The sequence below is a fragment of the Marinomonas gallaica genome, from assembly GCF_001639745.1.
Lineage (GTDB): Bacteria > Pseudomonadota > Gammaproteobacteria > Pseudomonadales > Marinomonadaceae > Marinomonas > Marinomonas gallaica.
The window spans coordinates 1-241 of record NZ_LTAX01000110.1; the positions used below are offsets into that span (position 1 = coordinate 1).

At 46.1% G+C, this 241-nt stretch carries 1 pseudogene; it reads right to left on the reverse strand.

The features are described from left to right. Positions 1–149, reverse strand: a pseudogene (locus AYW76_RS19475) (23S rRNA (uracil(1939)-C(5))-methyltransferase RlmD); the annotation flags it as partial. Between the last annotated feature and the right edge of the window lie 92 nt (positions 150–241).

The window sequence follows — 241 nt, forward strand, 5'->3', positions numbered from 1 at the left end:
TTTTCAACCATGGCCTCAACGCCTTCGACCCCGACAACACTCGCCACCTGCTTTGCCATTGGCAAACTAAAGTTGCCCAAACCACAAAATAGGTCTAATACCCTGTCTTTCTCACTCAGCTCAAGCCAAGACAACGCTTGCTCAACCATTGCCTGATTCACTTTTGGTTAACTTGGATGAAATTATTAGGTTCAAACGGAATCGTCACACCAGCTTCTAAATAGTGGGCAGACTCACCAAG